At 60.5% G+C, this 8,932-nt stretch carries 8 protein-coding genes, 1 tRNA gene, 1 other RNA gene and 1 pseudogene; 6 read left to right on the top strand and 5 right to left on the bottom strand.

Going from position 1 to position 8,932, the window contains the following annotated elements; all coding sequences use genetic code 11:
• Positions 1 to 25 precede the first annotated feature (25 nt).
• Together ssrA and smpB are read right to left on the bottom strand one after the other, a co-directional pair.
• Positions 26 to 417, bottom strand: a transfer-messenger RNA (tmRNA) gene (gene ssrA, locus ACH2DW_RS03670).
• 58 nt (positions 418 to 475) lie between these two features.
• Positions 476 to 988 (bottom strand): SsrA-binding protein SmpB, encoded by a 513-nt coding sequence (smpB, locus tag ACH2DW_RS03665; RefSeq protein WP_394928352.1) that lies wholly within the window; start codon positions 986 to 988, stop codon positions 476 to 478.
• A gap of 47 nt (positions 989 to 1,035) precedes the next feature.
• On the opposite strand from smpB, the gene ACH2DW_RS03660 reads away from it, so the two are divergent.
• The 5 genes from ACH2DW_RS03660 to rdgB all read left to right on the top strand — a co-directional run bounded on the left by ACH2DW_RS03660 (position 1,036) and on the right by rdgB (position 4,979).
• The gene (locus ACH2DW_RS03660) at positions 1,036 to 1,434 is read left to right on the top strand and encodes a Mov34/MPN/PAD-1 family protein (RefSeq protein WP_394928351.1); all 399 of its coding nucleotides are present in this window, start codon (positions 1,036 to 1,038) and stop codon (positions 1,432 to 1,434) included.
• 190 nt (positions 1,435 to 1,624) lie between these two features.
• Positions 1,625 to 2,572, top strand: coding sequence for a PLP-dependent cysteine synthase family protein (locus ACH2DW_RS03655; protein ID WP_394928356.1), 948 nt, complete (start codon positions 1,625 to 1,627; stop codon positions 2,570 to 2,572).
• 197 nt (positions 2,573 to 2,769) lie between these two features.
• Positions 2,770 to 3,597, top strand: coding sequence for a glutamate racemase (gene murI, locus ACH2DW_RS03650; RefSeq protein ID WP_394928350.1), 828 nt, complete (start codon positions 2,770 to 2,772; stop codon positions 3,595 to 3,597).
• Between the two features lie 25 nt (positions 3,598 to 3,622).
• On the top strand, positions 3,623 to 4,393 hold the full coding sequence (gene rph, locus ACH2DW_RS03645) for a ribonuclease PH (protein ID WP_394928349.1): 771 nt from the start codon (positions 3,623 to 3,625) through the stop codon (positions 4,391 to 4,393).
• A gap of 7 nt (positions 4,394 to 4,400) precedes the next feature.
• Entirely contained in the window at positions 4,401 to 4,979 is a 579-nt protein-coding gene (rdgB, locus tag ACH2DW_RS03640) for an RdgB/HAM1 family non-canonical purine NTP pyrophosphatase (RefSeq protein WP_394928348.1), read from the top strand.
• 17 nt (positions 4,980 to 4,996) lie between these two features.
• Here the strand turns inward: rdgB and ACH2DW_RS03635 are convergent.
• From ACH2DW_RS03635 to ACH2DW_RS03625, 3 genes and pseudogenes are all read right to left on the bottom strand, one after another.
• Positions 4,997 to 5,070 (bottom strand) — tRNA-Leu (locus ACH2DW_RS03635).
• An 85-nt stretch (positions 5,071 to 5,155) separates the two neighbouring features.
• Positions 5,156 to 7,153, bottom strand: coding sequence for a hypothetical protein (locus ACH2DW_RS03630; protein WP_394928357.1), 1,998 nt, complete (start codon positions 7,151 to 7,153; stop codon positions 5,156 to 5,158).
• Between the two features lie 229 nt (positions 7,154 to 7,382).
• Positions 7,383 to 7,601, bottom strand: a pseudogene (locus tag ACH2DW_RS03625) (helicase HerA-like domain-containing protein); the annotation flags it as partial.
• A 142-nt stretch (positions 7,602 to 7,743) separates the two neighbouring features.
• On the opposite strand from ACH2DW_RS03625, the gene ACH2DW_RS03620 reads away from it, so the two are divergent.
• Complete coding sequence (locus ACH2DW_RS03620; protein ID WP_394928347.1) at positions 7,744 to 8,931, top strand: M20 family metallopeptidase; 1,188 nt, start codon at positions 7,744 to 7,746, stop codon at positions 8,929 to 8,931.
• Position 8,932: the final 1 nt, after the last annotated feature.

Here is an 8,932-nt window from a genome sequence, read left to right as displayed (position 1 = left end):
GACCCGTAATTCTACGAATCCCCCTCAGTGGAGCTGGGGGGAATCGAACCCCCGTCCCTCAGCCGATGGACGAACTTGCTACAACCATTCCCGGCATTGACTCTAACGCTGAGACACCGACGGGTCGGCTGTCCGCTCAAGGCGAACCACGCTCAGTCTTTCCTGAAAGTCAGCAGTCTTTCCCGCTGGCAATGGTCTTTCCCATTGTCATCCCCCACTTCTGTTGCCGGGCTGTGGTGGAGAGGCCCCGTGCGACATTTCTGCTCACGATGATTCGTTCTCAACCTGAGTAATCAGGCGGCGAGAGCGAAATTGTCGTTATCAACGGCAATTGTGTTTTTTTCCCCGTTTAACGAGTCTGAGAAACTCGGGTTGCAAACTCGAACAGCGTTACTGACGTCGAATCCAGTCAGCCCCGTGATCAATATGTGGATCTCCAAAGTAGCCGCTGAAAGAGCAGACCGGTCGTCAGTGCTCAGCTATTGCCGTACTTGGCGGCACGGTTGAATGCTGCTTCGATTTCTCGATCAGCATCGCGCTCAGCCAAATTGTGGCGTTTGTCGCCCTTGGTCCGGCCCTTGGCAAGCCCGATTTCAAGCTTGGCGCGGCCACCTTTCCAATACAAGCGAAGCGGCACGATGGTGAGTCCCCCTTGTGCGGTCCGCATATCAATTTTATCGATTTCAGCTCGATTGAGCAGCAGTTTGCGTTCGCGGTCAGGTTGATGGGCACCGAAACCAATGGCGTTGGTGTAGGGAGGGATATGGATGCCGTCGAGCCACATCTCGCCTTTGCGGACTCGTGCGTAACCCTCAGCGATCTGGGCGTTGCCCTCGCGCAGGCTTTTCACCTCGCTTCCCGTGAGGACCATGCCGGCCTCCCAGGTGTCGAGAATCTCGTAGTCCCGATAGGCGCGCTTGTAACTCGCAATCAGCGTGGTGCCGTCGTCTTTCGACCCACGTTTAGTCTTCTTGCCCTTCTTTGCCATCCTGCCAGTCCTGTTTCAGCTGCCACGCTATCGGTACCCTCGCAACGGTGATTGAGATCTCCAGAGATGCGTACAACCAGATCATTGGCGAGGCACTTGATGAGTATCCGCTTGAGATGTGTGGACTTCTCGTTGGTCCGTCACCAGATCAGGCCCCTGAATTTCACGCAACCCACAACGATGACGCTTCGGCCCGTGTGTACACCGTGAACCCGAGGGATTTCATGCGCGTCGAAGTGGCTGCGGATAATCGTGGCTGGGAGATCAATGGGGTGGTTCACAGCCACACTCACTCCGAGCCGTATCCGAGCCCAACCGATGTTGCCGCAGCAGTCGATCCGCGTTGGCACTATGTAATTGTCAGCTTGAAGCGGCAAGCGCCAGAGATGCGAAGCTACCGAATCGCCGACGGCGAAATCACCGAAGAGCAGATCACGGTTCTCTGATCAAAAAGCCAGCGGAACTGCTGGCGGACTTCAAGCTCGACATCTCACGCGCCGCAGGCTGCTTATACAATTCCCGACAACACAGATCAGATTTGTCGGAATACCTGAACAGACGCACAGGTTGAGAAAGAAGATGAACACAATGACGATGACTGCACCCCCACATGTTGTTGGACCCCCGTATCCAAACATGCTGCACGAAGGTGTTCTCGGCATGATCGGCAACACACCGCTTGTCGACGTATCCAATCTTTCACCGAACCCAAATGTACGAATTTTGGCCAAGATGGAGATGCAGAACCCGTTTGGCTCGGTTAAAGATCGCATAGCGAAATACATGATCGAGGCAGCCGAAGCAGACGGGCGGCTACGACCAGGTCAGACCATTCTTGAGCCGTCGTCGGGGAACACCGGCATCGCACTCGCAGCAATTGCAGGTATCAAGGGTTACCCAATCAAAATCATGATGCCGGACAGCGTGTCAATAGAGCGTCGCCAGATGCTTGAGATCTTCGGCGCCGAAATTATGTTGACTCCAGGACCTGAAGGTTCGAATGGTGCAGTTGCTCGAGCCAAAGCGCTCGCTGCTGAACATCCTGAGTGGTACTTCCCATACCAGTACGCAAACGACGCCAACCCGCGTGCTCATTTCGAGGGCACTGGACCAGAGATCATTCGCGACGCGCCCGGTATCACGCACTTCGTTGCCGGGCTCGGTACGAGCGGCACGTTGATGGGGACCGGCACGTTCCTCAAACAACATGACCCAACAATTCAAGTCATCGCAGTAGAGCCGCCATTAGGGGAGCGCGTTGAGGGTCTCCGCAACATCGGCGACGGGTACATCCCGCCAGTTTTCGAGAACTGGAACGGCATCGACCTACTCGACCGCAAGCGAGTAGTGCGGCCACGGGAATCAATAGAATGGACTCGACGTTTAGTCAATGAGTGCGGAATTTTCGCCGGGATCTCTGCGGGTGCGGCTATGGCCGGAGCGGGAAAGGTCGCGTCGCAGATTGACGCCGGAACGATCGTGTTCATCGTCTGCGACGGCGGCTGGAAGTATCTGTCAACCGGTGCATACACCGATGACCTCGATGTCGCGGAAGCAAACGCCGAATCGATTATCTACTTTTGACAAGTTCGTGAGGACTATTTCTCCGGACAGATCGAGTACGAAACGTCGTTGATCCGATGCGATGCCATCACAAACAGTGAGGCGTTGTCTTCATCTGTGACTCTGGAGGCCCACAAAATCCTCCGGCGGCCCCGTTTCGTGTTTCTCCGGTTCCTGTTGAGGAACCTGCTGGCAGCACTTGAGTACGCTCTACAGGTGTGGACCGGCCGATTGGGATGTTCGACTCAGGCTTCGGCGGCCTGACCGTCGCCCGGGCAACGATCGATCTACTTCCTGCCGAAGATCTCATTTACATCGGCGACACCGGCCGCTACCCCTACGGATCAAAGCCACTCGATGACGTTCGTGAGTACGCACGCGAACTCGCCCGAAGCCTGGTTGACGACTATCACGCCAAGGCAATTGTCGTCGCGTGCAACACTGCGACTGCGGCCGGACTTGATGCGCTGCGCGCCGAACTCGACGTGCCGGTCATCGACGTTATTGCTCCGGGTGCTCACGCCCTGGTGCGCACCACCACAACGGGCCGGGTTGGTGTGATTGGAACCGTGGGCACGGTGTCGTCGGGTGCATACGTCCGGGCGATCGCAGCGGGCGGCGCGCCGGTGACGCTTTCGAGCGCGGCATGTCCGGGTTTTGTCGAGTTTGTCGAGCGCGGTCAAACCGTCGGCGACGAAGTGACGGTTCTTGCTGAGCGGCTCCTCGCACCCGTTCGCGAGGCTGATGTCGACGCGCTGCTGTTGGGCTGCACTCACTATCCATTCTTGGCGCGCACGATCAGCGATGTGATGGGCCAGGGCGTCACACTGGTCAGCTCCGCTGACGAAACGGCATTCGCTGTGCAGCACCAACTTGCCGAGTTGGGTCTGTTGCGCAGCGATGGCCGTCGCGGCACGCACCGGTTCGCGTCGAGCGGAGACATCGATGCGTTCCGGGAACTTGGTCGCCAGTTGCTTGGCCCTGAACTCGACGAAACCGAGCCGTGGCCACCGGCACGTGGTTGTTCTGTCCCCGGCACAGACTGACCGCTCAGCCGCTACGTTGCGGGCCATGACAGGATCCGCACCACGCCCCGACGGTCGCACCGCCGACGAGCTCCGACCGTTTTCGTTTCAGCGAGACTTCACCGAGATGGCCGATGGGTCGGTGCTCGTGTCGTTCGGCAACACACGCGTGTTGTGTACGGCGTCGATCGATGAGGACGTGCCGCGTTGGATGCGGGGCTCCGGCAAAGGCTGGGTCACCGCAGAGTATTCGATGCTGCCAGGTGCATCTCCAGAGCGCATCAACCGTGAGGCTGCCAAGGGTAAGCAGAGCGGCCGCACCGTTGAGATTCAGCGTCTGATTGGCCGGTCGTTGCGGGCGGCGTGCGACATGGAAGCGCTTGGCGAACGTCAGGTCATTGTTGACTGTGACGTCTTGCAAGCCGATGGCGGGACCCGTACGGCGAGCATCTGCGGAGGATTCGTGGCGCTTCACGACGCGCTTGAACGTGTCGTGCAACGCGGTGACCTTGCGGTCAATCCGTTGCATTCGTTCTGCTCTGCGATCAGTGTCGGCATCGTCGGCGGTGTCCCTGTGCTCGACCTGCCCTACGTTGAGGATTCCATTGCGGAAGTCGACATGAATGTTGTGATGCTGCGCCCGGTCGCCGGTGGTGAAGCCAGCTTTGTCGAGGTGCAAGGCACCGCCGAAGGGATGACATTCAGCCGATCGCAGCTTGACTCGCTGCTCGGTCTGGCCGAGGGCGGTCTGACCACGATCTCCGACGCGCAAGCTGCGCTTGTCGCCGAAGCCCCATCGGCTCGCCCGGCCCGTTGACCAACTGATGCTTCAGCTCGTCTGCGCGTCGGCCAACCCCGACAAGGTCGCCGAGATTCAACAACTCCTGGACGGTGTCGTCAATCTGCTGCCGCGCCCGGCCGAGGTCCCTGACGTTGTCGAAGATGCCGACACTCTTGTCGGGAACGCTCGCTTGAAAGCTGCCGCGATCGTGGCAGCCACCGGTCTTCCCGCGGTTGCTGATGACACCGGGCTGTTTGTCGATGCACTCGACGGTCGGCCAGGTGTGCACACAGCGCGCTACGCAGGGGAGGGGTGCAGCTATGCGGACAATCGAGCGAAAATGCTCGACGAGTTGAATGGTGCCCACCAGCGAGGCGCCCGGTTCATCACGGTGGCAATGGTGATGTGGCCAGATGGCACCGAACTTGCTGTTGAAGGTGTGTGCCCAGGGCACATTGCGCCGAGTGAGCGAGGCGACGTCGGGTTTGGTTACGACGCCATCTTCGCTCCGGACGAAGCAGATGGACTGACCTTCGCCGAGATGGCGTCAACGGCGAAAAACGTGATCTCGCACCGCGGTCGAGCGTTTGCAGCGTTGCTCAGCGCGCTGGAGCAACGCTGATCAGTTCGTGAGGCTCGTGCCGACGGCGGGACTCGAACCCGCACTGACAGGCACCTAAAGCCTGTGCCTCTGCCAATTGGGCTACGTCGGCGTGCTCGCCCAGGCTAGAGGCCTCTGGGGTCCAGTGTGGCCGCCCTCGCGGCAAACAGCCGATGATCGTGAGAGCGATGGGCGGACTACCCAACGGGGATCCAGGCGCAGACGAGCTGCGTGACCTTGACGTCGGTCTTCTCCAGGCCGACGCTGATCGTGGTGATGTTCTTGCCCAGTTCCATCCACTTGGCGTCGATCTCGATGATTTCCTCCTCAAGCTCGATCTCCAGGTCCTCGACCTGCTGCACGAGGCGTCCCATCTTGTTTTCGGCGGACTCCAACCGCTGCTCAGACGCGTTGGTTGTCCCGCGGCGACGAGCAGCGGTGCCCGCCTGGCCGAGCAAACCACCGAGGAGACCACCCTTGCTTTTGCGGCCGCCGAGCAGGCCGCCGAGCACCGAGCCGGCGGTTGATAACAGCTCGCTGTTGCGTTTGCCCTTGGTCTGCTCTTCGAGCTCTTCGATGCGATCCTCGGAGGCCTCGATCTTGTCGCGCAGTGACCTCGCCTTGGTTTCGTACTTGTCACGCAGCTTGGCAATTTCGGCGTCGGCTTGGTCGTCGGCGGTCTTCAGGCAACGGGCTTCAAAGAGTTCGGCATCCTCGCCCGGACGTCCGTACAGCTTCAACCCTGCGTTCGCGGGAAGTTCGAGGTTGAGGGTGCGGGTGAGCTGGTCCCGAATGTCGCGTTCCACCTGTGACCAGAAGGTCTTGTTGGCAATCTTCGCATCGGTGAGTCCGAACACGATCTTGTCCGGGGGGTTGACGCGCAAATCGCGATCGTCGTAGTCGACCTGCACGATGTGCGATGCATCGATTTGCTCACCGAGGGGAAACAGCACGGCCTCGTACTCGTCGTCGTGAATGAGATCGGCTTTGGTCTCGTCGTATCGCAGTGCGACGCGCGCCACGACCGCCGCCTCGAAGCGTTCGCCGCGCTCATCGCCACCGACGTCACCGAGCCATGGAGCAGCAACATCGACGTAGCGAACCGGTCGGCCGTCAGCGACCTCGGGCATGACGGCGGTCTCATCATCGCTCAACGCCGGGACGTCAGCGGAGGTTGGAGTAGAGGCAGGACTGGAGGCGGGAGGGGACGAGGCCGGTGCTGGCGCGGATGCGGGCGCTGGCGTGACGTCCGCCTTCGTTGGCGCCATCATCGTGTCGATCTGGTCACGGGTCATCGGGCCGCGGAGATATGACATCGCCCAGCGCGTCGTGAAGACCTCTGGTTGGTCCTGGCCGGCGCGGCGCAGCATGAACTCTCGCTTGCCGAGGCCCGAGATGGTGTCGCCAACAGCGTTGATGTCAACGTCACCTGCCGCGGACGACATGCCGTCAAGGAGGCGCGCCTTGTCGCGGTCAGTCTGGAGTCGACCGATCATCCAGGTGCCGGCATTCGAGATCGCCTTGTAGTCGATGTCGACTGGATTCTGCGTCGACAGGACAACGCCAAGGCCGAACGCTCGCGCCTGCTTCATCAAGAGCATGATCGGCTTCTTGGTCGGAGGGTTTGCCGTCGGCGGTAGGTAGCCGGCGACCTCGTCCATGTAGAGCATGGCACGCAGGTCGGTGGTGCCGCTCTGTGCTCGCATCCAGGTGACGAGCTTCGCGAGGACGAGCGATGTGACGAATTGACGCTCCGTGTCCGAGAGGTGTGCAGTCGTGATAATCGCACAGCGCGGCTTGCCGTCCGAGGTGTACATCATCGACTGCACGTCGAGTGGCGCGCCGGCACCCCAGGCGGCGAATGATGGCGAGGCGAGCAGTCCGTTGAGCTTCATCGCCAGCGCCATGCGGTCGGTTTCAGGGAAGAACTGGTCGAGCTCGAACACGCCGAGCTTGCGAATTGGAGGGGTGGTCACTTGCCCGACCAGCGTCATTAAGTCGATGGCCTTGCCCGCTTGCCACGAATGATGGATCAGGTTGGACAGGAGGATGTGTTCGCGACTCGACAGCGGATCGGCGTCGATGCTGACGAGGCCGAGCAGGCCGGTTACGTAGCCCTCGATCTCGTCGCCGACGACCTCGGCATCGCTGAGGTCGGTCGGCACCTGCAGTGAGCCGACGATGTTCAACGCCACGCCAGATTGTGATCCTGGTGTGTAGATCGTGAAGTCGGCTTTCGCCCGCAGTTCGCCGATGTCGGCGCCGCTGAGCCCCCCAGCTGCCGAGTCCCTTCGTCCAGAGTTCGGACTGGCTCGCCGCGAACTCGTCGGGTGTCTGGCCAGCATTCTTCGCTTGGGCCTCGTCGATCCAGGGGCGGAAATCGGTAGGAACAAGATCGGGAAAGGTGAGGCAGAGGTTGGTGAGGTCGCCCTTTGGGTCGATGGCGATCACCGGGAGTCCTGCCTGAAGTGCCTCTTCGATGACGATCACGCCAAGTCCGGTCTTGCCCGAGCCGGTCATGCCCACGATGACGCCGTGAGTCGTCAGCTTGTCGGTGGCCACGCTGACGTGGCTCGAAGCGTCATCGGTGGTGCGTTCGTGCGTCGCCGGATCGATCGCGCCGCCCAGAAAGAGGTCTGCCATGCCGGGAGAGTAGTCCCAGGCAAGAGGCTGTCCCGTCATGTGCCGGACCCGTTTGTTCTTCGACCTGGGAGGGGTGGCGGCAAGATCGGGTGATGGCGTCCTTTGGGCTTGCGACCTGAGTGCATGCGCCTACGATCGGGCCATGGCAACTGCTCTCGGACCTGACATCCTCGCTGCTTCCTCCGCCCTTGATGGCGAGACGATCGAATTGCGTAGAAGCATCCATGCCGATCCTGAGCTGGGTCTCCAGCTCCCGCGAACTCAACAACGGATCCTCGACTCGCTGACAGGGCTTGGGCTCAGCATCACGCTCGGAGAGTCGACGACATCGGTGGTCGCCGATCTCGATACTGGCAAGCCTGGGCCGACCGTGCTGCTGCGGGGCGACATGGATGCCTTGCCACTCCAGGAGGACTACGAATCTCCTTTCCAGTCCAAGATCGAAGGGGCGATGCACGCCTGTGGCCATGACTCCCATGTCGCCATGTTGGCAAGTGCAGCCCGACTACTCAGCGAGAACAAGAGCGAACTGACTGGCAAGGTTCGCTTCATGTTTCAACCAGGAGAAGAGGGCTTTCACGGTGCCAAGTACATGATCGAAGAGGGTGTGCTCGACGGCGTCGACCGAGCCTTTGCCATTCACGTCTTCACCAACTTCGCCGACGGCGTGATCACCACCAGGGGCGGATCACTGATGGCCAGCGCCGATCGGTTCGAGATTACGGTCCACGGTGAGGGTGGTCACGCCTCGGCTCCGCACCACTGCGTCGATCCGATCCCCGCTGCAGCAGCAACAATCACCGGTCTCCACACGATGGTGAGCCGCTCGTTGGACCCCGCCCTGAGCGGGCTCGTGACCGTCGCCCATATCGAAGCGGGAACCACCAACAACGTGATTCCCCCGAGCGCGTACATGGAAGGAACCATTCGCGCTCTTGACGAAGGTACGCGGGCGACGATCCACTCGGACCTCGTTCGCGTTGCCGAGGGAACGGCGGCAGCCCATGGTTGCTCCTGCACATCGGAGATCATCCCCGGTTATCCCGTCACCATCAATCATCAGGAACAAGCCGATCTCACGTTGTCTGTGGCCGAGGGTGTGCTCGGATCACAACAGGTGACCGAGATGCCACGGCCACTGCTCGGAGCTGAGGATTTCAGCTATGTGCTGCAGCACGTTCCCGGAGCAATGGCATTCATGGGCGTGTGCCCCGAAGATCTGACGCCTGCGACCGCCGCTCCCAACCACTCCAACTTGATGCGGATCAGCGAGAAGAAGTTGGCCAACGGCGTTGCCCTGTATGCAGCAATGGCGATGGCGGCAGAATAGA

Origin of the sequence: uncultured Ilumatobacter sp. (assembly GCF_963980585.1) — a bacterium.
Lineage (GTDB): Bacteria > Actinomycetota > Acidimicrobiia > Acidimicrobiales > Ilumatobacteraceae > Ilumatobacter_A.
Note: the sequence above shows the minus strand (reverse complement) of the source record. Positions and strands in the feature narration are given on the sequence as shown.

Excerpts from the sequence above, each read along its gene's own strand:
- smpB (WP_394928352.1), bottom strand. The coding sequence starts at position 988 with ATGGCAAAGAAGGGCAAGAAGACTAAACGTGGGTCGAAAGACGACGGC.
- ACH2DW_RS03655 (WP_394928356.1), top strand. The coding sequence starts at position 1,625 with ATGCTGCACGAAGGTGTTCTCGGCATGATCGGCAACACACCGCTTGTC.
- rph (WP_394928349.1), top strand. The coding sequence starts at position 3,623 with ATGACAGGATCCGCACCACGCCCCGACGGTCGCACCGCCGACGAGCTC.
- rdgB (WP_394928348.1), top strand. The coding sequence starts at position 4,401 with ATGCTTCAGCTCGTCTGCGCGTCGGCCAACCCCGACAAGGTCGCCGAG.
- ACH2DW_RS03620 (WP_394928347.1), top strand. The coding sequence starts at position 7,744 with ATGGCAACTGCTCTCGGACCTGACATCCTCGCTGCTTCCTCCGCCCTT.